Origin of the sequence: Glutamicibacter arilaitensis (genome assembly GCF_044793945.1) — a bacterium.
Lineage (GTDB): Bacteria > Actinomycetota > Actinomycetes > Actinomycetales > Micrococcaceae > Glutamicibacter > Glutamicibacter arilaitensis_B.
Genome location: NZ_CP084994.1, coordinates 207,473 through 230,183 on the forward strand (window position 1 = coordinate 207,473; position 22,711 = coordinate 230,183).

Genomic DNA, 22,711 nt, shown 5'->3' on the forward strand with positions numbered 1-22,711 from the left:
CCACTTTACCCAGAACGCGGCACGGCAATAATCACGTACGAGGCAGGGGCAAACCAGTAGCGTAGGAATTATGGATACGCTCTTTTATGCTCATCGCGGCAGTTCGCACAGATATGCCGAAAATACCCGTGCCGCTTATCTGCAGGCCATGGATGAGCGAGCGGACGGTATCGAATGCGACGTGCATCTGAGCCGGGATGGAGTTGTGGTTTGCCACCACGATCCAACGGTGGACCGTACCTCCGATTCCACCGGCGAAGTAGCCGGGTATACGCTTCAAGAACTGAAATCCATGGACTTCGCCTCGTATATGCCGGTAGCGGTTCCCGCGGAGTACGGGGCAGAAAATGAACAGCTGCTGAGCCTTGCAGAACTCCTTGAGCTCATCGACGAACGCGGAATCAGCATAGGGCTGGCCGTAGAGCTCAAACATCCGAGCCCCTTTGGCCACCTGCTAGAGGAAGAAACCCTGAAAGTGCTTGCCGCCCACGGGTTTGACCCGCAAACTGGCAAAGCCGGTCGAGCGGGGCAGATCCAGGTGACGTTGATGAGCTTTGAGCCGGACTCTCTCCGTTTCCTTTCTCGAACGGTCCATCGTTCACAGCTTTGCCAGCTGATGACCGAGATCGATCCGCGGCGCGTAACCGAGCTGATGGCCAGCGGGCAGACCGGACGCGCGGCAGTCTATGAAGTCCTTGGCCGTTCGGTAGCTGAGGGCATCGAACTTATCGACGCCGGCGGCGCCGGTATTATTGGCCCTGGCGTCGCTTGGGTGCGAGCCAACGAGCAGTTGGTGCGCAATTGGCTGGAACTCGGATTGACCGCACGAATCTGGACGGTTGACCGCCCCGCCGACGCGCAGTACCTGATCGACTTAGGCGTCACTCAAATAACCAGCAACCGTCCGGCAGGACTCCGTCAGGAACTAGAGCAATCATGAGCACCGAGACAACTCCGACGCAACAGAACCTGTATCTTCACAATAGCTATGCGTTCACTGCCCAATCCACGGTCATCGCCACGGGCAGAGACGAGACGGGGGATTGGGTTGCGCTGAGCCCCAATATCTTCCACCCGCGTGGCGGTGGGCAACAAGAGGATCGCGGCACAGTGAATAACGTTGAGGTCAGCGTAGGTCGATCTGCCGACGGAACGGTTATTCTCTACGGTGCGGGAACCCACGCTGTAGGGGAGGCGGTAACTTCGTGCATTGACGCCGAGGCCCGACGCGCCAATGCAGCTCTGCATACCGCCGGGCACATTCTGGGTTTTGCGGGTGAAGACCGCGGTTGGGAACATCGCGGCCACTCACACTTCCAAGGACAGTCGCGCCTCGATTTTGACCCCGCCAGCGTGGATTTGCCCCTGGCTGACGATTCCGAGCGTGCCGCTGCGGAAGCTTGGCTTCAGCATCGGGTGGATGAGCTGATTGCCAAAGGTGGGGAAATTAGCACACAAATCGATGAGCAGGGGCACCGGACCGTCACTATCGCCGGAGTGAACAGCGAACCGTGCGGTGGCACCCATGTGCAACACGTGGACCAAATAGCAGAGGTAAAAATTGGCCAAGCCCGGGTCAAACGCGGCGTCTACAAGATTCGATACGATGCCCGCCATGCCGACTAGCTGGCTGACCCCGGCCACCAAGATGGGCCTGTCAATCGCGCTCGCGACAGGCCTTTACGGGATTTCCTTCGGTGCTTTGGCTATTGCCGCGGGGTTGAACCTTTGGCAGACGGTGGCGTTGAGTGCGCTGATGTTTACCGGGGGATCCCAGTTCGCCTTCATCGGGGTGATCTCCGGCGGAGGGGCGGCCTCCGCGGCATTCTCCGCTGCGACGCTGCTCGGCGTGCGCAACGCGGTATACGGGATGCAGATCAAGCAGTCGCTGCGCCCCGGCCCGCGCATTGTTCCGCTGATGGCTCAGGTCACCATCGACGAGTCCACCGCAACAAGCCTTGGACAGGCGAGCCAAAGCGAGCGGCATCGTGGTTTCTGGACCGCCGGGCTCGGCGTGTATGCGTTCTGGAACTTGTTTACTCTTGTTGGCGCCTTGCTCGGAGAACGCATGGGAGATCCTGCAGCTTGGGGGCTCGACGGCGCCGCGGTAGCGGCGTTCCTCGGACTCTTATGGCCGCGATTGAAGTCTGCTCAGCCTATTATCGTTGCACTCGCCGCAGCTGCAATCACCGCGTTTGCCGTGCCGCTGACGGTTCCCGGCGTCCCAATCCTGATCACCGCCGGCTGTGCGGTGGTATTTGCGGTGCTCACCGCGCGCCGCGCCAAACCGGCGACCGAACACGGGAACCTGCATCAAGTAGACCAGGAGAAGCCATGAGTGAACTGAGCTGGTGGTTGCTCGGAGCCTGCGCGGCGGCCTTTGCGTTGAAGATCTGCGGGTACTTCGTGCCGCGAAAAGTACTTGATTCTCCATTGATGAGCCATGTAGCGGCAACTCTCACGGTTGCCTTGCTGGCCTCGCTGGTCACCATGAATGCATTGACCAGCGGGCAGGAAATTGTCATCGACGCGCGTATCGGTGCTCTTGCCGCGGCAACGATCGCTTTAGTCTTCAAAGCTCCATACCTCGTGGTGGTGCTCGTGGGTGCCTTGGCTGCCGTAGCACTGCGTGCAAGCGGTCTAGCCGCCTAAGCGTGTCGGTTGGCGCTCGCCGGCAGCAGCGTAGTTCCAGGAAAATTAGCTAAGTTCTCTAAAGGACGGGGCCTGGGCTCGTTGTGTGCGTTGCGCCTGCGGATTCAACTCGGTGCACCAGCTGGGATAAACCCGAAAGCCGCGTTTGCCGGGCTTCGTTTCTGAGCTGGTGATACCAAGATTGTGCAGCTGTTCGGCGGTGAACCGGAAGACTCCGAAGCGCTCAGCGTCTTGTACAAAAACCAGGAGCCCTGAGATCTGCTCATTTGCGCTAAAAGGTTGGGTGAGTCCGTCAACGTCTCGTGTCCAGCAAGCGAGGAATGCTCCAGGTTTGGTAGCGGTGATGCGAGCAGTTCGAATCCTCCACCGCTGGCTACCGAACGAGACCAACCCGGATTCATAGTCGCTGTTTTGTTCTTCTGCTTGAACCAGCAGTGGGTCGTCGTCCGGCGCTATGCCAAATGCTGTGTACCGTGAGAAGGCGCTGAAATCCATAAATCTCATTTTAGGCGCGTGCTGGCATCTCATGAGCAGGTAGTCGCATTAACGTCGTGACAAGCCTGCGTGTCGGTGGGACAGTGGAGATATGATCGTAGCTTTTTCAGTTGCCCCAAGTACCGACAGTGCCGATGCTTCGGTACACGACGCCGTGGCCGAAGCGGTGCGCATAGTGCGCGCCTCTGGGCTCCCGAACCGTACAAGCTCGATGTTCACCGAACTCGAAGGCGAATGGGACGAAGTCATGGCGGTCGTCAAAGATGCCACCATGGCCGTAAGCAAATATGGTTCCCGAGTTTCGCTGGTGCTCAAGGCAGATATTCGCCCGGGATACACCGGCGAACTGGACGGAAAAGTTCAGCGCCTGGAACAGGCGATCGAATCCAGCGAGGAGTAATGTGATGATCCGCCATTCCGCAGAACGTGAAAGCGCGGAGGTCGACACGTACCTCAATGAGGTATTGGGGCTTGAAATCCCAGAACTTGAAGCCGGTCGAGAACACGCGCACGACGCAGGTTTGCCTCGAATCGAGGTCAGCACTGCGCAGGGCAAATTCTTGCAGCTAATGGCGGAGATAACCGGTGCTCGGCGCGTACTCGAGGTCGGCACGCTCGGCGGATATTCAACAAGCTGGCTTGCCCGTGGGGTGGGCGAGCGCGGGCAGGTGATCTCCTGCGAGTTTGAGCCTCTGCATGCTTCTGTTGCCCGTGAAAACTTACAACGTGCCGGTCTTTCGGAGCGAGTTGAGATCAAACTCGGGGCAGCCAAAGGATCACTTGAGAACCTGATTGCCGCGGGTGCCAAGCCATTCGAACTGATCTTCATCGACGCAGACAAACGTAATAACGTGAGCTATCTGGAGCTTGCTTTGGAACTCTCGCGTGCCGGGACGGTGCTGATTCTCGACAACGTCATTCGTGGCGGTGCGGTGCTTGACGATGCTGCCGAGCACGGTGCAAATGAGGCGGATGTGCGTGGGGTGCAAGAGGGGCTCAGGTGGCTCCGCGATTCACCACGGGTCTCGGCAACCGCTCTTCAGACTGTTGGCGCTAAGGGCTGGGACGGATTTGCCATCGCCCGGGTGCTCTAGCCAGAGGGCGAGCCGGTGAAGTGCTAGGTCGTCACCGAGGAAGCCGGAATCTTGAACGGCGGGTAACGCCGAACGAGTAAGTTTGTCGCGATACCTCCAAGCACCGCTACTATGGCTCCGAGCCACAAGGCGTAGCCTGTTTCGCGAAGTAAGCCCCCAAATGTTGGAGCCAGAATCATGGGGAGCACGTAGTACCAGTGCTTGGCAGTTGTTGGCCCCCAGATTCCTTCAAACTTGGCCAGCAGGCTGAAACTGATGATCAGCAGCAGGGATCCAAAGCAGATGATCCAGAATGTCGGCGAGAGACAGAAGACAAGCGTTAGACCTGTCACCACGCCGCCGGTGAAGTTCGCGAATTTTTCGTTCCGATCCACCAGTGACCGCCCTTTCGCTTCAACGTTTTAAATGCTATCTAGGCAGTTTTTCAAACTCCATGGCGACAAGCAATAGTCCTTAAGTAGGAGGGCAGTGGTGCCTAGCGACGCAAGAGGCCTCGCTGACGTAATGTATGAATGTGCCACTTTTGAACGAATATCGTATCCGTCTAGCCCAAGAACAAGATCTTCGGGCGGCCCTTGAAATGAAATTGCTAGCTTGGCGCCAAGCCTATTCAGGCTTCCGCGACGAAGAATTTTTCGCCTACCACGAAGCGCAGCTCGAGCAGCAACTGGCATGGTGGGAACGTGGACTAGCCAGCGGCGCTCAATTTTGGATCGCTGAATCCGGCGACGGGACGATTATTGGATTAGCCGGTGGCACCCCAACCATTGCAGAAGATCAAGACGCCGGCGTCGATATCGAGCTAGGCGTGCTCTACGTGCTGGAAGAGTATTATGGCGGCGGACTCGGCGCCCATCTGATGGACACGGTGCTGGGCAAGCGTGACGCTCTGGTTTGGGTACTGGCAGGAAACGAACGAGCAATCGGTTTCTACTCGAAGCATGGATTTGTCCCAGATGGAACCTCCGAAGAGCTAGTAGGATCCTGGGCCGGGCTGCGCGAGGTTCGGATGGTACGTCGACATGGCTAAGGACGAAAGCAACGTAATGCTTGGAAGCTACGAGATCGATACCGGATTGGCCGAGATTGAACCCGACCCTTATGGGGCAAATCGCTACATTCTCAAGGTCAATGGTGTTCCGTCTTCCCACATAGACCTCGATGACCCCGGTTATTTGGACTTCGAATACATGCGTTGGATGGAACCGGTGTTTACCTTCGGATTCCCTGCCGAACAATTCGACGGCCGTGCACGCAAGCTGCGTGTGCTGCACCTCGGCGGTGGCGGTTGCTCGATGGCACGCTGGGTTGCGGCTGCCTATGAGAACGCTCGTCAAGTCGTGGTGGAACTCGATGCCAAGCTCGCAGAATTGGTGCGCACTCGTTTCGAGGTGCCTCGCGCCCCGCTAGTGCGATTGCGAGTGGGCGATGCCGGGCAGGTGCTTCCGACGCTCAGCGACAACAGCCGCGACGTCATCATTCGCGATGTTTTCGCCGGAAGTACGACCCCGCGCGAGCTGACCACCGTCGGCTACGCCAAACAGTCCCAACGCGTGCTGGATCACGGAGGCGTTTATCTGCTGAACTGTGGGGACTCTGCAGATTTGGCAGGCGCCCGGGCCGAAGCGGCCACCTTGCTTTCGGTCTTTGCGCATGTGGCAATGATTGCCGACGCACCGATGCTCAAGGGCCGGCGGTATGGCAACATCGTTTTTCTAGCCAGCGACGAACCATTGACCCTCGGGACAAGTTTCGAAAAGAACCTGCGTACCGCGCCATTGCCGGCACAACTGGTTTCGGGATCCGCGGTGGCACGCTTCGCCGCCGGAGCCGCGCCGATTATTTAGCCGGTAGCCGGTAGTCAGTACCGTCGAGATCGCGGAGGACCAGCTCATAGTCCACTAGATAGCGGCGCAGCAGCGCCACATCCGCATGGATCACCCGCAATCGCTCGTTGAGCTGTTCCTCGCGCAGGGACTCTCCGGTGAAAAGCACATGATCGCGAATATGGACCATGACCTCATGGCGATCGGCAGGACGCGCGGGCAAGGTATTCAGCCTCGGTCCGGTGAAGTAGCGCATGACCCCAGTTCTCTGCGTGCTGGAGGATGCCGCCGAGGCGAGGGTTTCATTGAGCATTTGATCGTTCAGCTGCCAGCGGCCCTCATGCTCGGTGAGCAATCCAATCTTGACCCAGCGCTGCAGATCCTTGGTGGTTTGAGTTGAGCCGTTGAGCTGATCCTGCGCACCGGCAAGGACCAGCCCCAATGCGGTTCGCATATTCTGGTTCTTCAGACCTGCCGCAATCTCAATCCATTTATTACCTTGAGACATCCTCGTCCTCCGTCTGCGCCAAATTGCTTTAGCCCACATGCTACCCAACGGATGCGGAAGCATTGTTCTCGGGGCTGCAGAGGACTAAGATGAGTGCCCGCGGCCCACGGGTGCCGGTACAGGTGCCATGTATGGTCGACTCAGCTTAGGGGCGGTCATGATGACCTATACTTTTGATGTTTTCAGTTCGCTGGACGGTTTTGCTGCTGCGACCGAACCCTGGGAAGGATACTGGGGAAAGCAAGGACCTGAACTCTTGGAGCACCGCAGTCGTCTGTATGATCAGCCGACGCTCATGGTCTTCGGCGCCACCACCTACAAGATGATGTCGTCAATGCTTGCAGATTGGGCAGATCCGGATGAGTGGGTGGCCAAGATGTCAGCCCAACCCAAAATCGCGATCTCTTCTACTATGAACGCCGAAATCGACCTGAATTGGCAAAACAGCTCACTTGAGCCGGGAGATGCCGTCGATGTAGTGCGCAGGCTGAAGAACGAATCAACCATGCCGTTACGCTCGCATGGCAGCCTGTCAATGAATCGGGCGTTGATGGATGCGGGTTTGGTGGATTTCCTGCAAATCACGTTCTACCCGGTGATTACCGGAATTACCGGACGCGAGCGCATCTTTGAGGGGTTTGGGGATTTTGATCTTGAACTGATTTCCGCGACGCTGCTCGATGGGCGTACGCAGGAACTGATCTACGCGCCGCACCCAATTCCGCGCTGAGTGGCTTTAAACAGCGCAGGCTCGGCACCGTAAACATACGGTGCCGAGCCTGCGTCTTTTTTGTCTCGGTTACATTCCGATGAGATTCTCGATCAAGCCGATACCGAAGAACAGCACAAATGCCGCTGCGACAACCCACATCAACGGGTGGATCTCTTTCGCGCGGCCTTGCGCGGCGCGGATGAACACGTAGGAGATGAAGCCGGCCCCGATGCCATTGGCAATGGAGAAGGTGAAGGGCATCAGGGTGAAGGTCAGGAATGCGGGCAGGGCAATTCCCCAATCATTCCAGTCAATTTTCGACACTTGCGAAACCATCATGAAGCCCACAACGACCAGAGCTGGCGCTACAGCTTCGAAAGGGACAAGGTGGATCAGCGGGGTCAAGAACATCGCTACGATGAGCATCAGCCCGGTCACCACAGAAGCTAGACCGGTACGCGCTCCTTCGCCGATGCCGGCGCCGGACTCCACGAAGATCTGGGCCGACGAGCTAGAGGTGCCGCCACCTACGATTGCACCGGCAGCATCAACCAGCAGGACCTTGTCGACATCCGGGATATTTCCATCTTTGTCTAAGACACCGGCTTCGGAGGCCAGCCCAACCATGGTGCCCATGGCGTCGAAGAAAATCGACAGCAGGATCACGAAGGCAAGCAATGAGGCCGCCGTGACGCCAAGCTTTTCAAATGATCCAAGAAGATTGACCTGACCGATAAGGCTCAAGTCCGGCAGCGTCCAGCTGGGCAGTGACGGAACGACCAAAGACCAGGTGCTCGTCTCCTTGTCGCCAATGTTGAACACTGCTTCGAAAATATTTGCCAAAGCTGCAGCGGCGACAATCCCGATGAGGATTGCACCCTTGACCTTACGAACAACAAGAGCCATGGTCAGCAGCAAACCGACCACAAAGACCACGATTGGCCAGCCCAGCAGCTTGCCGTCAAAACCTAAGCCCACCGGAACGGTGGTATTTGCGGCGTCGGGGATACGCTGAACGAAGCCGGCGTTGACCAGGCCTATCAGCGCGATGAACATGCCGATGCCGACAACGATTGCGGTTTTTAGGCCCGCAGGTACGGCACGGAACACGGCAGTTCTAAAGCCCGTGAGGACTAGTAAGAACATGACGATACCTGCAACGACTACTAACCCCATGACGTCAGGCCAGGTAAGTTCCGGATTCGTTGCCACGGTAATCGCCACGAAGGCATTAACGCCCAGCCCGGTGGCCATAGCGAATGGGTGACGAGCCCAGATGCCCATCAAAATGGTCAGGATACCTGCAACGAATGCGGTGACAGCAGCTACGCGCTGGATTCCAAGTTCGCCGCCGGACGCGTCGACACCGGAAAGTACTAGCGGGTTCAGTACAACGATGTAGCTCATTGCGAAGAAGGTGGCGACACCGCCGCGAACTTCGGTTGCAAAGGTTGAGCGGCGTTCCGAAATTTTGAAATAACGGTCAACGCGCGCTGGGAAGGATGTCTCAGGCGCAGTTTTGGTGGTGGAGGGCATGGTAAAAATTCTATGACGTTTTGGGTATAGATTCATACCGATCTCGTAGCTGAGTAGGCTTAGCGTGAAATCATTAGACCCAACTCACACTGTGGCGAAGATTGGAAGTACATTGGTTGTAAGAGGGGTCACACCCAATGCCATCACAGGTCAATGAGGAGCGAGTCTGATGAGTGACGAAGCACCAGTCGAAACCGAAAAAATTGAGGGTATTGTCGTCGGCGCCGACGGTTCCCAGCAGAGTAAATGCGCCTTGCGCTGGGCTGAACGAGAAGCGGTGCGCCGTGGCAGCGTTTTGAATATCGTCTCTGCCTACACCATTCCCGTCTTCGCCGCATCGTCTATGGATGCCGGATATTCCACGCTGGATGACGATTTGATCCGTGGTGGAGCCGAAGACATCGTGCGCCAAGCTCGCGCGGACTTGGAGGGCAGCCAAGCGACAATTCGCACCTACATCGAGTCAGGAGATCCCTCGGGGGTGCTTCTGGATCTGAGCGCAGATGCCGAGCTAATCGTAGTCGGCACTCGTGGCCGCGGAGGTTTCGTGGGCAGGCTACTGGGGTCGGTGTCCTCGGCATTGCCGGCGCATGCCAAGTGCCCAACGGTGGTAGTGCCCTTGTCCATGGCCAAAGAGCAAGAACAGGCCCAGGAAGAATCCCCAGAGCGCCAGACGATTGTTGTCGGCGTGGACGGTTCCGAGCGCGCGCGCTCCGCGGTGCTCGCAGCCGCGGAAGCGGCAGTAGCTCGGGGTTTGAAGCTCCGCGTAGTGTGCGCGGTCTCTCCGGTTTCGGCAGCACTTGCGTGGATGCCCGCCACGGTCGATCAAGAAGCGGTGCTTGAAGACGTTCGTTATCAGATGAATGTCGGAGAGCGCTGGATCAGATCGCACTTCCCAGATATCGATGTCGAGACCGATGTGATCTCCGGGCCACCTGTGGAGGTGCTGATTCGCGAGTCCGAACATGCGGTCCTCACGGTCACCGGCTCACGCGGTCGTGGTGGTTTTGCCGGCATGCTGCTTGGCTCTACCAGCCAGGGCGTCTTGCATCATTCGAAGGGTCCGGTGATGGTCGTTCCGGACGGGGATGATCCACGACTGGCGAACCGCAAGGACTTCGACACCGGAGCCGAGTAATTTTGCAAATATAGCACGGAGAGAAATATTCCTTCCGGGCTATATTTTTGCGAAGCACTGGGGCCGCTAGTTATATGCGCACTGATATGCCGATATGAAAAATGCTTCCGCAACCAATTGGCTGCGGAAGCATTTTCTATCGAAGTAGTACCTGCCTAGTAGCGAGCTGCTTTCGAATGCATGTTGTTGACCCAGCTCAACGGAGTCACCGAGATGCCTGCGCTCGGGTTACGAGCGTGGACTACCTGGCCGTTACCGATGTAGATGGCCACGTGGTAGAAGGAAGCTCCACCGTTCGAGCTAGAGAACACAAGGTCACCTGGACGAAGCTCACTAAGCGAGACATACTGCGGAGCGCTGGCGAACTGCTGGCTGGAGGTACGTGGCAAGCTGATGCCGGACTTGGCGAATGCTGTCTGCGAGAAGCTAGAGCAGTCAAAAACGCTTGGTCCGTTGCCACCGAACACGTAGCGCTTGCTTGGATCGCTGGCAGTCTTCAGAGCCCAGGAGATCGCTGCAGAGTAATTGCTGTTGTTGTTCTGCTCCTGCTTAGGCTCTTCCTTCTTCACCTCTGGCTTTGGTGAAGGCTTGGGAGTTGCTTTGGGCTTTTCCGGTGCCTTTGGCTGAACCTTTTTAGGCTTCGGCTTTGGTTCCTCAATGACCTTCGGCTTTTCCGGTGCCTGGGGGAGAACCTTTGGCTTCTCTTTTTCCTTCGGAGTTGACTTAGGCTTCTCGGGAGCCTTCGGAGTTGCCTTAGGCTTTTCGGGAGCCTTAGGGGTCTCGGTCTGCTTTGGCTTTTCCGGCGCCTTAGGGGTCTCGGTCTGCTTCGGCTTCTCAGGGGCCTTTGGTGCTTCGGTTTGCTTTGGCTTTTCTGGTGCCTTCGGCTCGTCCTTCTGGACTTCGATAACCTTAGGCGTCAAAGTCTCAGGCTCGGCTTCTTCGGAATCGATAAATTCGAGTTCCTGAGGAGCTTCCACCGCGAGCGGCTGCATGGTTGCCAAGTCATCGTTCGTGACTGGCTTGTCAGCTTCTGGAGCTTCTGGAGCCTCTACGACTTCCTGGAGCGCCTTTTCCTGAGCTTGTTCTTCTGCCTCAGCGACCTGCTTGCGAACTACTTCCTCTTCCTGTTCCTTCAGGAATGCGAGGTGTCCAACGAGCTCGTCGCGCAGTTCTGACTGCGGAGCAATCGCTGACTCATAAGTGGTGAGCGTGGAGCTGGCGGTGGTGGCGGCTTCATCGTAGTTCTCCGCTGCGGCCTTAGCGGCCTTCTGAGCGGTGTCTGCGTACTCTTCCCACGCGGATACCAGGGCCTCGGCCTCGGCGGCAGTGTTGACCGTCTGGGACCGGTTCTCACTCAGGGCGCTCATGGTGGCGGCCTTGGAGAAGAGATCGTTTGACTCATCGTCCTGTAGCAGGATGCCTAAGCTGGAATTGCTCGCCCCGTTGCGGTACATGTCCGAAGCGATAGCGCCTAGGTCGTTACGGCTCTGTGCAAGATACTGCTGCGCGTATTCGACTTGCTTGACTGCCTTGTCAGCCTCAGCGGAGCGCAAGTCGCGCTCCTCGGCGGCGGTGAGCAGTGACTCCTGAGCCTCTAGGGCTGCCGTTTCTACACGCTGGAGTTCTGCGCGACTGGAATCGAGAGATGCTTCGAGACGAGAGATCATCTCGTTAGTTGCAGCCTTGTTCGACTTCGCCGACTCAACCTCTGCTGCCGAAGGCAGTGGGGAGTTCGACGGTTGTGCTGGAACGGAGATAGTTGTGGGAAACGCGGTCGACGGTGCGGCGGCGGCTGGGACGGCGCCAGCAAGGCAAGAGACTGCTAGGGCCAGAGTGCACGCGGCAACTCCGAGCGAGTGGCGGTTCGCCATATCGTTCCTCACTAGATTCAGGTGATGACAGTTAGGAAATGATCGAATCGTGACTATCCGCGAACGAAATGTTGCGATTTGATCAAGGTCCCAAATAGCACACTAGGCTAAAAATCAGGTAGTTGGCAACACTAGTCACACCAGTCACAGGAATTACATTGATGGCATTTGCCCACCCATTTCAGGGGTGATTTGGGCGAAGTGCATCCGCTTAGTTGGGTTTGGAGATTATTTCCAATACATAAATGACCCGAGGCGATGAAAGAGACTGACGTTTGAGTCGTGACCTTAATGTGCACAGAAATGCGATACAGGCGTTTATCGGTGACGATGCGTTACCTAGTTTTGCACGGTAGTAGGTCGCTGAGCGGCGACATTGCATCTAGCGGTCGACTGCCGTTGAAGACGTTCATTGAGTGCAGAAACCTGGAGCTCTCTACGTCCTCTGCGTCGGCGCGGTCACTCTATGAGGCGGGACTCTGCCATAGAGCCAGTTTGAAGCTGTCTGAGATGTTCCTAGAGAGCGGCGCTATGACTTCTGGGCACCTCGGGTCCTGTTGTCTCGATACTTTGGCCCATCGATGCGATAGCTCGTCTCCCGTTCGGGGCGCCCCATCTGGAGGAGGAGCATGCATAGCACTGGGATCATCATTCGACCCGAATGTTCAATTAGGAAATGCATCTCCGCTACAAAGGACGCGCTCAAGCAACGGAAGTATTCCACTTTTTGTTCAGGGCATGGTGAGTATTGGCAGACTGCTACGTCATTGTGAGCTTGGGGGGTGAACCCAGTGACTTGGCATCGAGCTCAGGAGTGAACGCTGGGCGCGGTTTTGGAAAAGTTGAATCCATTGATGCTCTCGCCGCTCGGACCTAACGACTAAGTTTTGGCTGCTTCCATGAAAAGCCACTTTGCGCATCACATGCCGGGGCGATGAATCGAATTTGGGTCGTTGTGTTCCGGCCGCCTAAGCAGATGCCGAATGTGCGTTCATTCCCTTCTGGGCAACTTCGAACGAAAAGAGGGATTCGAATATGAGTACTTTCGTGACGCACATCTCAATATTGGTTTTTGCCGTTTTGGCCTATCCCCAACCCAAATCGTGCAGTTTTTCATCGTCGATTCCGAAGTGATGAGCCACCTCGTGCATGACCGTAATGCGGACTTCTCGCACGACGTCGTCGCGTGTTTCGCAGGCCCTGAGGGTTGGGTTTTTGAAGATGGTGATTCGATCCGGCAACGCGCCTGAGGCCCAGTCAAAATCTCGTTCCGTCAGAGCAACACCCTCGTATAGCCCCAGAATCTCGGTGTTTTTAGCTTCTCCGGGAAGTGGCTCGTATTCGTCCTCGATGAAGAAAATGACATTGTCCATCATGTCTATTGCGGCCTGTGGAATGCCGTCGATAGCGGCCTGAACCAGCCCATCGAATTCATCGTCGCTCATCTCCAGATCCATAATTCAAGCGTACTGTTCACCGCCGATTTGTGACCTCAGAAAGTCCTCCGGATGCCGGTTTTGCAAATGACAAAAAGGCCACGTATAGTTATTGAAGTCCGCAGCGGAGACGAAAGAAACCGCAGCAGATATAGGCCCCCATCGTCTAGCGGCCTAGGACACTGCCCTTTCACGGCAGCGGCACGGGTTCGAATCCCGTTGGGGGTACAAACAGCCAATTCGTTGGTTGTCAGATGGAGAAATCCATTGGCTTGCGAAAGCAAGGCCCTGTAGCGCAGTTGGTTAGCGCGCCGCCCTGTCACGGCGGAGGTCGCGGGTTCAAGTCCCGTCAGGGTCGCTCGGTTTATTGTTTAGGCAATAAATCTGGTGTCCACCTAGTGGTACCAGGCTCTGTAGCTCAGTTGGTAGAGCGTTCGACTGAAAATCGAAAGGTCACCGGATCGACGCCGGTCGGAGCCACGCAGCCCTCGGTATACCGAGGGCTTTGCCATGTGATTTGAACGTGAATTCGAATCTCATGGCCCTGTAGCGCAGTTGGTTAGCGCGCCGCCCTGTCACGGCGGAGGTCGCGGGTTCAAGTCCCGTCAGGGTCGCCAATATGAAAAGCTCCGGTTTCAACCGGAGCTTTTTGCTTTAACTGAATATTTATTGATTCAGATATTCAGACCGGGTTCTAGTTGGCCCGGCCCAAATGACGAGGGCCCAACCAGCGGTTCGTGAGCCGGCGATAGGCAGCTGCCGCCGTGGGTATATCCCCATCTTCGATTGCCTGAATTCCGTGCATTAGGTCGTTGGCGGATTCATCTGGCCACACGATCTCGGCCAGCATCCCGTAATCCAATTCGATCACAGACCGGCTGTCGAAGGATTCAAGCCAGCTGCCGAGCGCGCCAAGCTCCTCAAACAATGGTGCCTGCGGCGCATAGGTCACGAGCGTTTGCACGGCCCAGGAGAGGCGTTCAATGGCCTGTTCGAAAGGCACGATTAGTCGCACAGTGAGCAAACGATCATCAACATGCACCTGCTCGTACTCGTCATCTTCCCGGAAGAGGGCAAACCAGCTCAGCGGTATGCCCCAGGTGGAGGTGCGAGTGTGTAGATGTGTGAGATCTGCTGCAAGTCGGTCGGGATTAACTCGCTCTGCATTCGCACTACGTGCTGCGGGAGGCACCAGCAGGTCAAGGACTTCGGTTCGGATGGCCTCTTCGGCTTGTTCCGCAGCCAATAGGCTGCGTGCTTGCAGCTGTCCGGGGCAGTAGCGGGTGTGCTCATTGCCCTCGTAATCAAGCACCTTTAGCGAGCGAAAGTACTCCGCTTCATGATGCGGGAAGGGATCGGAGATATCGCGCAGGGTGCGCTCCCAGAGCCGCTCGTTCTCGAAGCGGTCCCAGTGACTCGCACTACGTTGCCTGGTACGCAAGATAATTGACTGGGCCCAATCTTCGAAAGCATCCAACGGTTCATAGACGCGCAGATGCGCGGTAGCTGCCGTAAGCTCTGCCAGTGGCCCAGTCAATTTTTTGGTCATGGTTAGTCGTTCAACTCCACGATGACCGGCGCATGGTCGCTAGCGCCCTTGCCCTTGCGTTCTTCGCGGTCGATGCTCGCGGTGGTAACTCGTTCGGTCAGAGCGGGAGAGGTCAGCGCGAAATCGATGCGCATGCCCTCACCTTTTGGGAAACGTAACTGCGTGTAATCCCAGTAGGTGTAGGCGCCTTCGGTATGCGGGCGAACTACGTCCGTGAAGCCGGCGTCTTCAAAAGCACTGAAGGCGGCGCGTTCGGGTGCTGAGACGTGGGTGAGCTGGTTATCCAAGAAAAACTGAATGTCCCAGACGTCCTCGTCTTTCGGAGCGATATTCCAGTCGCCGAGCAGCGCAATTTGGGCTTGCGGATCTGCCGCCAGCCATTGAACCGAACTTTTTTTCAATTCGTCCAGCCAGTTGAGCTTGTAGCCCATGTGCTCATCATCTAAGGCTCGGCCGTTTGGCACGTAGAGGCTCCAGATTCGCACCCCGCCGCACGTGGCGGCGATGGCTCGTGGTTCTTGGATCGGGTCTTTTCCGCCCTTGCCGAATTCCGGCTGATTCGGGAACGTGCGCTGAACGTCGTCCAGTCCAACGCGGGAGGCTATTGCCACGCCGTTCCACTGGTTGACGCCAAAGTGCGCCACCTCGTAGTCGTTATTTTCGAAAAGTTCCCAGGGGAAATTATCGTCTTTGCATTTTGTTTCCTGAATAGCCAGGACATCAACGTCGGTACGGCGCAGCCAGTCTTCGACGCGGTCAGCCCGAGCGCGCAGGGAGTTCACATTCCAGGTCGCAATCTTCACTAGTTCAACCTATCAAGTTTGCTGTCATGCGCCACTTCAATTTACTTGGAAGTCCGAGTATATTCGAGAATGAACTGTGACAGCGATCACCGAGGGGTGGGTATTTTGACCGACATTCTGACCGAACGCCGGGGCCATTTGGGACTCATCACTCTCAATCGACCAGCAGCGCTCAATGCGCTCACCACGCAAATGTGCCGGGACATGCTCTACGCGTTGCTTGAATGGCGCGACGACCCGGCGGTGCGGCAGGTTGCTATCACCGGCGCAGGGGAGCGCGGCCTGTGCGCAGGTGGCGATATCGTGGCCATTTACCGGGATATTTTGGATCGCGATGGCTCCACCGAGGAGTTCTGGCGTATCGAATATCAACTTAATGTACTCATTGACGAGTATCCGAAACCGTTCGTGGCGCTGATGGACGGGATAGTGCTTGGCGGCGGCATTGGAGTTTCCGCGCACGGCAGTCATCGAGTTGTGACCGAGGCCAGCCGTTGCGGCATGCCGGAGGTTGGAATCGGTTTCTTCCCAGACGTGGGAGGCACCCACCTGCTGTCAAAGGGTGCGCAAGCTGCTGGGCGTCTAGCGGCATTAACCGGGATGAAATTCCAGGCGGCAGACACCATCACCTTGGGACTGGCCGACAGCTACGTGGTGCAGGCGAACTTGCCGCAACTTCTGACCGAACTGGAAACGGACGAAGCCGAGCAGGTGATTCCGCGATTTACGAATACTCCCGCACAAGGGATGCTGGACGCCGATTGGGTTCAAGCCTTCGCCGAGCCGAGCGTTCCGGCGATTCTCGCCGCGCTTGACTCTTGCGAAGCTGCTCAGGCAAGCTTGGCGGCCAAGGCGCTCCGGGCTGCCTGCCCTAGCTCGGTGCGGCTCGTCGATGAACTGTTGGCAAGTGCTGGAATGGACCTGCGCGAGGATCTCCGCCGCGAATTCAGGGTGGCAGTTAACCGACTGGATGACCCAGACTTCGCCGAAGGAATCCGAGCAGCGGTGATTGACAAGGATCGCAACCCGCAGTGGCACGAGCGCGTTGGTGACTTGACGCGTGAGCAGCGAACGGCACGGCATTTTGCACCGTTACCGGGAGCGGAATTGAACTTTGCACTGTTGGAGCAGGGGTTACGAGAAAAGAGTGGAAGATGAGCGAAAAACCAATCGTTGGATTCTTGGGCTTGGGTCATATGGGGCTTCCCATGGCCATCAACTTGCACCGTGCGGGGTATCGCCTCAAGGCTTTTGACGTAGTGCCTGCGGCTCTCGAAGCAGCCGCTGCGGCCGGCATCGAAACTGTGGCAACTGGCGCCGAAGCCGCGAGCGGCGTGGATATCGTGCTAACCATGTTTCCTACCGGACAGCATGTATTGGATGCCTACGGGGACTACCTACTTGAGGCTGCCAAGATGAACACCCTGTTCTTGGAGTGCTCGACCATCGATGTCGCGCAAGCGCGCGAGGCCGCCCAGCTCGCGGTGGCGGCTGGCCATCGAAGTGCCGACGCGCCAGTTTCCGGTGGTGTAGTCGGTGCAGAAGCCGGAACCTTGACGTTTATGCTCGGTGCTGATGAATCCGATTTAGCGCAGATCAACCCAGTGCTCGAAGTCATGGGCAAGCGAATCGTGCATTGCGGTGGGCATGGGGCAGGGCAAGCCGCCAAGGTTTGCAACAATATGCTTTTGGGCATCTCCATGCTTGGCGCCGCGGAAGCCTTTGTCCTGGGCGAGCGTCTAGGCCTAGAGCATCAAGCCTTGTTCGACGTGATTTCCTCGGCTTCGGGGCAATGCTGGGCGGTGACGACAAATTGTCCGGTCCCTGGCCCGGTCCCTTCTTCACCGGCCAATCGAGATTATCAGCCTGGGTTCGCTGCTGCGTTAATGGCCAAGGATTTGGGATTAGCCTCCAGCGCTTTGGAGCATACGCAGACCGACGCGCAGCTAGGCAGCCTTGCTGCAGCGCTGTATCGAAAGTTTAGCGATGAGGGAAATGCAGGCACCGATTTTTCCGGTGTCATCAATGCGGTTAGAGACGGTTCGCTATAGGAAGTCGCCCGAGGCGCGGCGGAAACGGGCGAGAATCTCGAAAATATCTGTCGCGTCTTTGGCTTCCAAGTCGCTCTGAGCGAAGAGCAGTTCGTTCAAATCAGTCCGGGCGGCATCAAGCACCTCCAGGCCTTGGGTCGTGAGCTCCAGGAGTCTGGTTCGCCCATCGGTAGGGTGCGCAACACGTTGCACCAGACCGGTGGCTTCTAGCCGGTCCACCGAATTGGTCAAGCTCGTTGCATGAACTTGTAGCAGCTCACTTGCGTGGCTCATGGGGAGCGAACCGCGTTTGGAGAACCCAAGCAAGGCGAGCACTTCGAAACGCGCAAAGGTGAGCCCGTGCGGTTTGAGAATCGCATCGGCTCGCTGCAGGAAAATCGACGCGGTGCGCATCACCGCGGTGATTGCGGCCATGGCGTTGGCTTCGGATGCCCAGCCATGGGCAACCCACTGTTCGCGGGCCTCAGCAATCGGATCGCGCGGCAATGGAGAATTCAACATTTACCCCCTATGGAAGTCTTAGTCCAACAATATACTTGGACTTCCAAGGGTTTGGAAGGAGAAATCGGATGGACCTATTGGGTGTGGCACACCAACTGCACGAGGCCGATCGGACACGACTAGAGCAGGTGCGTGAATTCTTGCAGACACGCATCCGCCGGCAATCGATTGAATTCTGGAATCGAGAGGAATTTCCCCCAGGGCTCGTTCAGGAGTTGGCAGATGCCGGCCTGGCGGGAATCCAATTAGATGGATCCTCGCATCTGCTGCGCGGATTGCTCCACGCGGAGATCGCGAGATCCGACGTATCCCTTTCATCTATTGTCGGCATTCATAATGAGCTCATTGTGGGTATGATCGATGCGCTCGGGTCAGATGAGCAACGTGAATCCTGGCTTCCAAAGCTCACTAAGTTCCAAGCTTTTGGCGCCTTTGCCTTGACCGAGCCCGACCATGGTTCGGATATTGCTGGAGGTATTCACACCACAGTGAACCGCGAGGGTGACGAATACGTGATCAACGGTGCCAAGCGTTGGATCGGCATGGGAACCATCGCTGATTTTGCGTTAATTTGGGCAAAGTGTCCCGAGAGTGGCGAGGTGGGTGCCTTTCTGGTCGAAAGCGACCGCCCAGGCTACAGCGCAACCAAGATCGAAAATAAGATCGGCCTGCGCATTATGCAGAATGCGGATATTTCTATGGAGAATGTCCGCATTCCCTTGAAGAATAAGCTCCCTGGAGCGGTCGACTTCGCTTCGGCGAATGCGCTGCTCATGCAGTCTCGCGCCTGGGTTGGGTGGCAAGCGGTCGGCGCGATGGTGGCAACCCTAGATATCTGTACCGCCTACGCCAAGGAGCGTCAGCAATTTGGCCAACCCATTGCGGCCTTTCAGCTGGTGCAGCAATCCTTGGCGGAGATCGCCGGCAACGCAACTGCTTGCCTGTCGATGATGATGGACATTGCGCGCAAGCAAGAACGCGGCGAACTGGAAATGGTTGATGCGGCGCTGGCCAAATCCACGGCCACGAGGCTCGCGCGCCAAGCGGTCTCATTGGGCCGTGCACTGCTTGGTGGAAATGGCGTGGTGACCGACCATGAGATGGCTAAATTCTTTTGTGATGTTGAAATCCTTCACACTTACGAGGGCACCTATGAGATTAATTCCTTGATCGTTGGACGAGCGCTGACCGGAGTGAGTGCTTTCGTCTAGAAGCCATTCCCGTGCGTAGGCGGCCGGTTGCCACTGAACTACTTTGTTGAAAGTACTTTCCAAAGCAGAAAGTACTTGTTAGGCTATGTTCATCGGCACGCCGCACCTACGCAAGGAGAAACAAGATGTTCACTTCAATGAAATTCTGGTTCGTCGCCGCACAGATCACCTTGGTGGCGTTGTGCCTGACGCTTGCGCTGGCTGGCTTCCTGAAAGACGCTCCAGCTATGGTCATCGCGGGGATCTCCGGCTTCGCCGCCATCGGGGCGTCGATTAGTTCCTATCACCAGCACCAGAAAAATTCTCGGAAGGTCGCCTCATGATCCGCGAACCAGAATTCACTCCGGGCGACCAGCTCACTGCGCTGGAAAATGCACAACGTTCAATGACTTCAGTAACTGCGCGCGGTGCTCGGCAGCTAGGCCTGACCTGCATCATGCTCGGGGTTGTGCTTGGTGCGCTGCACTCCTTGCTTCACATTTTCAGTCCAGAGCAAGGCCTACCCGCATTCTTTGTGCTCACCGGGGCGGCGGTGCTAGCAATGATTGGGCTGAGCCTGGGGTATCTCAAGGTACGCCGGGTGCTGCCCCACGGCTTTAGTAAAAAGTACCTGTTGAGCCTGTTCTTAAGCATAGGGATCTATGCGTTGACGCTGACGCTAATTACCACCCCAATGCCATTTATCGCCACCGTGCTGCTCGGTCTTGCAGTCGCCCTGCCGCTGCTGATCGGCGGATTCAGGATGTTGGCACGATGAGCAAACATCCACGAAACCAGATGAATGACGACTTCACCAACCCGGTTCGACTGTCATTGATGGCAGCGCTGCAGGGAGTTGATGAGATTGACTTCAAAACCCTGCGCGAAACCCTCGGGGTGTCTGACTCGGTTCTCTCTCGTCACATCTCGGCACTCGAGGCCAAGAACTACCTGAATGTGCGCAAAGGATTCGTTGGAAAGCGGCCACGAACCTGGGTGAAGCTCTCTGAGCATGGACGCAGCAGTCTCAATGAACATATTCAGGCGTTGCGCACGATTACAAGCGGTCTATAAACCGCTAGCTGCGCCACCAGGTATCGAGGTAGGTTGCGGGAACCGTACGCTTATGGCGTGAAGCGATGAAGCGGGATTCGATGGACTTGGCTGCGGCAGCATCGACTTCCCGGCCTTCGAGGTAGTCATCAATCTGCGAGTAGCTCAGCCCCAGCTCGTCCTCGTCTGTCCGCTGCGGCTGGCCGTCCAATAGATCCGCAGTTGGCTCCTTGGCCCAGAGGAGCTCTGGAGCGCCCAATTCTCGCAGCAAGGCCTGGTTCTGGCGTTTGTTCAACCCGGCGAGAGGCAAAAGGTCGGCGCCACCATCTCCGAACTTGGTGAAGAATCCGGTGACCGATTCGGCTGCATGATCGGTTCCGAGGACCAGCATGCGGCGATCGCCGGCCATGGCGTATTGCACGATCATGCGCATCCGGGCCTTCGCGTTACCGCGGTTGAAGTCGCTGATGCGTGGGTGGCCTGCGCTGTCCAGCGCTTCATCCAGAGCCTTGACAGGCTTTTCGATATTTACTTCGAACTCCTCGTCGGCGCCAATAAACGCCATGGCCTTCGCCGCGTCTTCGGCATCGCTCTGCACCCCATGGGGCAGGCGGACCGCGACAAAGTGCGCCTCACCGCCGGCGTTGCGGACCTCTTGGACCGCTAGTTGCGCAAGCCTGCCGGCCAAGGTGGAATCAATGCCGCCGGAAATTCCCAGCACGAAACCCTTGGCTCCGGTCGCGCCGAGGTAGTCCTTCAGGAACCCCACGCGTCGTTGGATCTCCTGTGCCGGAATGATTTGTGGCTTGACGCCAAGTTCTTCGATGATCTCTGCTTGCAGTTCGCGCATGCATCCAATACTAGGCATGAGAATGGGTGCAGTGGCTAAATACCGGTGTTCGGGGCGGAAAGTTAATCTGTTTTCAACATTCCACCTGGCAAGCTACTCGGTTTCAGCCTCGGCCCAGCCAAAGTTCTTGGCCATCTGTTCCAGGGAACTCACCGTGGTGGAATATGCCTCCGGGGTGAGCCCCTCGCCGCACTGGGCACGGATTCGTTCAACCAGTTCGCTGAGCTTCACCAGGGACGCATGTCCGCGTTCGGTGATCAGGTACTCAGCGCCTTGGCGCGAGATCCACCCGGATTCGACGAGTTCTGCCAGGTGTTCGGTGACGGACTGAGGTTCATCGGGCGAGGCAAAAAATGGTGAGAGGCCCGTGGTGAGCTCGGCTTCCGAGGCAGGATTCTGCTCGAGCAGGTTCAGCACCTGCCATTGCCGGCGCGTAACACCGTGTTCTTCCAAGGTCGCTGCAAACTGCTCGTCGATCAGCGAATCTACCAATTTCAACCAGAAACCCAAGGGGCGAGTCGCATTCATGATCCCACCCTAGCCGGGAGTTACGGCTGGGGCTAGGGGCTATTTTAAACAAGTACGGCCAGCTCAATCGCGGTTCCACCGATCCGATGCCGGGCGGTCGCGCAGCGCCCTTGGCAATCTGGCAGCGCCAGGACGCGTGGCATCATCAGGTAGCGATGCACGGCTGCAAGGGACTGTTCCCGGCGTACCGCGTCTTGGGGCTGGATTGCACCGAGAAATAGCTGTCATACAGGGCATTCCTTGCAACGGCCACTCGGTTGTGGCGACTAGAATTGTGACTATGAGCGAAACCAGCGCCCGTGAGCGGCTTAAAGAACTGATCCAAGAACTTGCCATCGTGCGTGGCAAGGTCACTCTTTCCTCCGGCAAGGAAGCCGATTACTATATCGATCTGCGCCGGGTTTCCTTGCAGCAGGAGGCTTCCGGACTTATCGGTGAGGTAATGCTCGACCTGCTGGACGAGGCAAAGCTTGAATTCACAAATGTTGGCGGTTTGACCATGGGTGCGGACCCAGTGGGCACTGCAATCATGCATACTGCGCGAACCCAGGGCCGTTCCCTTGATGCATTCGTAGTGCGCAAGGCACAGAAGTCCTATGGAATGGGCCGCCAGGTCGAAGGCCCAAGCGTCGAGGGCAGAGACGTAATCGTTCTGGAAGATACCTCAACTACCGGTGGCTCTGCTTTGACCGCGGTCGAGGGTGTGCGCAAAGCTGGCGGCAACGTCATTGCTGTCGCAGTGATTGTTGATCGCGATACCGGGGCGAAAGAACGCATCGAAGCCGAGGCCGGAGTTCCATACCTGTTCGCCTACGGCAAGACCGAGCTGGGACTCTAAGCCTTAGCCGAAGAATTCAATGTTGATGCAGCCATCAACAGCGATTGGCCCTGTTGGGTGGACTTTGCGTCCATCCAGCA

At 57.1% G+C, this 22,711-nt stretch carries 28 protein-coding genes and 4 tRNA genes; 21 read left to right on the top strand and 11 right to left on the bottom strand.

The annotated features are described in order from the left end of the window. Nucleotides 1–70: 70 nt before the first annotated feature. Genes LG294_RS00970 through LG294_RS00985 form a run of 4 tightly spaced genes read left to right on the top strand, consistent with a single transcriptional unit; the run spans nt 71 to nt 2,652 of the window. Nucleotides 71–940 carry a glycerophosphodiester phosphodiesterase gene (locus tag LG294_RS00970; protein WP_404288658.1) on the top strand — a complete coding sequence of 290 codons (870 nt, stop codon included), beginning with the start codon at nt 71–73 and terminating at the stop codon, nt 938–940. Then, entirely contained in the window at nt 937–1,626 is a 690-nt protein-coding gene (locus LG294_RS00975; protein ID WP_404288660.1) for a hypothetical protein, read from the top strand. Before LG294_RS00970 ends, LG294_RS00975 begins: the two co-directional genes overlap by 4 nt. Continuing rightward, complete coding sequence (locus LG294_RS00980) at nt 1,616–2,338, top strand: AzlC family ABC transporter permease (RefSeq protein ID WP_404288662.1); 723 nt, start codon at nt 1,616–1,618, stop codon at nt 2,336–2,338. Before LG294_RS00975 ends, LG294_RS00980 begins: the two co-directional genes overlap by 11 nt. Further along, a complete protein-coding gene (locus LG294_RS00985) occupies nt 2,335–2,652 on the top strand; it encodes an AzlD domain-containing protein (RefSeq protein ID WP_404288664.1) in 318 nt (105 codons plus the stop codon). Before LG294_RS00980 ends, LG294_RS00985 begins: the two co-directional genes overlap by 4 nt. A 45-nt stretch (nt 2,653–2,697) precedes the next feature. Here LG294_RS00985 and LG294_RS00990 read toward each other — a convergent pair whose 3' ends face one another. Beyond that, nucleotides 2,698–3,147 (bottom strand): MepB family protein, encoded by a 450-nt coding sequence (locus LG294_RS00990; RefSeq protein WP_404288666.1) that lies wholly within the window; start codon nt 3,145–3,147, stop codon nt 2,698–2,700. Nucleotides 3,148–3,238: 91 nt separating this feature from the next. Between LG294_RS00990 and LG294_RS00995 the strand changes: the two genes are divergently transcribed. Both LG294_RS00995 and LG294_RS01000 read left to right on the top strand, forming a co-directional pair. Then, a complete protein-coding gene (locus tag LG294_RS00995; RefSeq protein ID WP_404288668.1) occupies nt 3,239–3,547 on the top strand; it encodes an MTH1187 family thiamine-binding protein in 309 nt (102 codons plus the stop codon). Between the two features lie 4 nt (nt 3,548–3,551). After that, entirely contained in the window at nt 3,552–4,241 is a 690-nt protein-coding gene (locus tag LG294_RS01000) for an O-methyltransferase (protein ID WP_404288670.1), read from the top strand. Between the two features lie 23 nt (nt 4,242–4,264). On the opposite strand, the gene LG294_RS01005 is transcribed toward LG294_RS01000, so the two are convergent. Further along, on the bottom strand, nt 4,265–4,615 hold the full coding sequence (locus LG294_RS01005; protein ID WP_404288672.1) for a hypothetical protein: 351 nt from the start codon (nt 4,613–4,615) through the stop codon (nt 4,265–4,267). Nucleotides 4,616–4,749: 134 nt separating this feature from the next. Between LG294_RS01005 and LG294_RS01010 the strand changes: the two genes are divergently transcribed. Further along, nucleotides 4,750–5,271, top strand: coding sequence for a GNAT family N-acetyltransferase (locus LG294_RS01010; protein ID WP_404288674.1), 522 nt, complete (start codon nt 4,750–4,752; stop codon nt 5,269–5,271). Next, nucleotides 5,264–6,088 carry a spermidine synthase gene (locus LG294_RS01015; RefSeq protein ID WP_404288676.1) on the top strand — a complete coding sequence of 275 codons (825 nt, stop codon included), beginning with the start codon at nt 5,264–5,266 and terminating at the stop codon, nt 6,086–6,088. Before LG294_RS01010 ends, LG294_RS01015 begins: the two co-directional genes overlap by 8 nt. On the opposite strand, the gene LG294_RS01020 is transcribed toward LG294_RS01015, so the two are convergent. Continuing rightward, nucleotides 6,081–6,575 carry a DUF2087 domain-containing protein gene (locus LG294_RS01020; protein ID WP_404288677.1) on the bottom strand — a complete coding sequence of 165 codons (495 nt, stop codon included), beginning with the start codon at nt 6,573–6,575 and terminating at the stop codon, nt 6,081–6,083. The genes LG294_RS01015 and LG294_RS01020 overlap by 8 nt on opposite strands. A 157-nt stretch (nt 6,576–6,732) precedes the next feature. On the opposite strand from LG294_RS01020, the gene LG294_RS01025 reads away from it, so the two are divergent. Then, nucleotides 6,733–7,305: a dihydrofolate reductase family protein gene (locus tag LG294_RS01025; RefSeq protein ID WP_404288679.1), complete on the top strand. Its 573-nt coding sequence runs from the start codon at nt 6,733–6,735 to the stop codon at nt 7,303–7,305. A 69-nt stretch (nt 7,306–7,374) separates the two neighbouring features. Here LG294_RS01025 and LG294_RS01030 read toward each other — a convergent pair whose 3' ends face one another. Then, nucleotides 7,375–8,823 carry an NCS2 family permease gene (locus LG294_RS01030; RefSeq protein ID WP_404288681.1) on the bottom strand — a complete coding sequence of 483 codons (1,449 nt, stop codon included), beginning with the start codon at nt 8,821–8,823 and terminating at the stop codon, nt 7,375–7,377. Between the two features lie 169 nt (nt 8,824–8,992). Between LG294_RS01030 and LG294_RS01035 the strand changes: the two genes are divergently transcribed. Continuing rightward, nucleotides 8,993–9,961: a universal stress protein gene (locus tag LG294_RS01035; RefSeq protein WP_404288683.1), complete on the top strand. Its 969-nt coding sequence runs from the start codon at nt 8,993–8,995 to the stop codon at nt 9,959–9,961. A 155-nt stretch (nt 9,962–10,116) separates the two neighbouring features. Here the strand turns inward: LG294_RS01035 and LG294_RS01040 are convergent, their stop codons facing one another. Both LG294_RS01040 and LG294_RS01045 read right to left on the bottom strand, forming a co-directional pair. After that, nucleotides 10,117–11,832, bottom strand: a complete 1,716-nt coding sequence (locus tag LG294_RS01040) for an NlpC/P60 family protein (protein WP_404288685.1) — start codon at nt 11,830–11,832, stop codon at nt 10,117–10,119. 1,085 nt (nt 11,833–12,917) lie between these two features. Continuing rightward, nucleotides 12,918–13,277 (bottom strand): metallopeptidase family protein, encoded by a 360-nt coding sequence (locus tag LG294_RS01045; protein WP_404288687.1) that lies wholly within the window; start codon nt 13,275–13,277, stop codon nt 12,918–12,920. Between the two features lie 146 nt (nt 13,278–13,423). Here LG294_RS01045 and LG294_RS01050 point away from each other — a divergent pair. The 4 genes from LG294_RS01050 (at nt 13,424) to LG294_RS01065 (ending at nt 13,885) form a co-directional block, all read left to right on the top strand. Beyond that, nucleotides 13,424–13,496: transfer RNA gene (locus LG294_RS01050), tRNA-Glu, on the top strand. Between the two features lie 56 nt (nt 13,497–13,552). Then, nucleotides 13,553–13,626: transfer RNA gene (locus LG294_RS01055), tRNA-Asp, on the top strand. Nucleotides 13,627–13,675: 49 nt separating this feature from the next. Further along, nucleotides 13,676–13,748: transfer RNA gene (locus tag LG294_RS01060), tRNA-Phe, on the top strand. 60 nt (nt 13,749–13,808) lie between these two features. Further along, nucleotides 13,809–13,885, top strand: a tRNA-Asp gene (locus tag LG294_RS01065). A 77-nt stretch (nt 13,886–13,962) separates the two neighbouring features. Here LG294_RS01065 and LG294_RS01070 read toward each other — a convergent pair. Continuing rightward, on the bottom strand, nt 13,963–14,817 hold the full coding sequence (locus LG294_RS01070) for a hypothetical protein (RefSeq protein WP_404288688.1): 855 nt from the start codon (nt 14,815–14,817) through the stop codon (nt 13,963–13,965). A 2-nt stretch (nt 14,818–14,819) separates the two neighbouring features. Then, nucleotides 14,820–15,620, bottom strand: coding sequence for an exodeoxyribonuclease III (locus LG294_RS01075; RefSeq protein WP_404288690.1), 801 nt, complete (start codon nt 15,618–15,620; stop codon nt 14,820–14,822). Between the two features lie 96 nt (nt 15,621–15,716). On the opposite strand from LG294_RS01075, the gene LG294_RS01080 reads away from it, so the two are divergent. After that, on the top strand, nt 15,717–16,778 hold the full coding sequence (locus tag LG294_RS01080; protein WP_404288692.1) for a 3-hydroxyisobutyryl-CoA hydrolase: 1,062 nt from the start codon (nt 15,717–15,719) through the stop codon (nt 16,776–16,778). Further along, nucleotides 16,775–17,671: a 3-hydroxyisobutyrate dehydrogenase gene (gene mmsB, locus LG294_RS01085; protein WP_404288694.1), complete on the top strand. Its 897-nt coding sequence runs from the start codon at nt 16,775–16,777 to the stop codon at nt 17,669–17,671. Before LG294_RS01080 ends, mmsB begins: the two co-directional genes overlap by 4 nt. On the opposite strand, the gene LG294_RS01090 is transcribed toward mmsB, so the two are convergent. After that, nucleotides 17,666–18,169: a MarR family winged helix-turn-helix transcriptional regulator gene (locus LG294_RS01090; RefSeq protein ID WP_404291597.1), complete on the bottom strand. Its 504-nt coding sequence runs from the start codon at nt 18,167–18,169 to the stop codon at nt 17,666–17,668. The genes mmsB and LG294_RS01090 overlap by 6 nt on opposite strands. A gap of 71 nt (nt 18,170–18,240) precedes the next feature. Here LG294_RS01090 and LG294_RS01095 point away from each other — a divergent pair, with 71 nt between their 5' ends. The 4 genes from LG294_RS01095 to LG294_RS01110 all read left to right on the top strand — a co-directional run bounded on the left by LG294_RS01095 (nt 18,241) and on the right by LG294_RS01110 (nt 20,436). Beyond that, the gene (locus LG294_RS01095; RefSeq protein WP_404288696.1) at nt 18,241–19,383 is read left to right on the top strand and encodes an acyl-CoA dehydrogenase family protein; all 1,143 of its coding nucleotides are present in this window, start codon (nt 18,241–18,243) and stop codon (nt 19,381–19,383) included. A gap of 125 nt (nt 19,384–19,508) precedes the next feature. After that, entirely contained in the window at nt 19,509–19,706 is a 198-nt protein-coding gene (locus tag LG294_RS01100; RefSeq protein ID WP_404288698.1) for a hypothetical protein, read from the top strand. Continuing rightward, a complete protein-coding gene (locus LG294_RS01105) occupies nt 19,703–20,140 on the top strand; it encodes a hypothetical protein (RefSeq protein ID WP_404288700.1) in 438 nt (145 codons plus the stop codon). The genes LG294_RS01100 and LG294_RS01105 overlap by 4 nt, the downstream gene beginning before the upstream one ends. Then, on the top strand, nt 20,137–20,436 hold the full coding sequence (locus tag LG294_RS01110) for a winged helix-turn-helix domain-containing protein (RefSeq protein ID WP_404288702.1): 300 nt from the start codon (nt 20,137–20,139) through the stop codon (nt 20,434–20,436). The genes LG294_RS01105 and LG294_RS01110 overlap by 4 nt, the downstream gene beginning before the upstream one ends. A 4-nt stretch (nt 20,437–20,440) precedes the next feature. Here LG294_RS01110 and nadE read toward each other — a convergent pair whose 3' ends face one another. Together nadE and LG294_RS01120 are read right to left on the bottom strand one after the other, a co-directional pair. After that, entirely contained in the window at nt 20,441–21,265 is an 825-nt protein-coding gene (gene nadE / locus LG294_RS01115; protein ID WP_404288704.1) for an ammonia-dependent NAD(+) synthetase, read from the bottom strand. A gap of 93 nt (nt 21,266–21,358) precedes the next feature. Continuing rightward, on the bottom strand, nt 21,359–21,793 hold the full coding sequence (locus tag LG294_RS01120; RefSeq protein ID WP_404288706.1) for a MarR family winged helix-turn-helix transcriptional regulator: 435 nt from the start codon (nt 21,791–21,793) through the stop codon (nt 21,359–21,361). Between the two features lie 280 nt (nt 21,794–22,073). Between LG294_RS01120 and pyrE the strand changes: the two genes are divergently transcribed. Continuing rightward, entirely contained in the window at nt 22,074–22,631 is a 558-nt protein-coding gene (pyrE, locus tag LG294_RS01125) for an orotate phosphoribosyltransferase (protein ID WP_404288708.1), read from the top strand. Nucleotides 22,632–22,711: the final 80 nt, after the last annotated feature.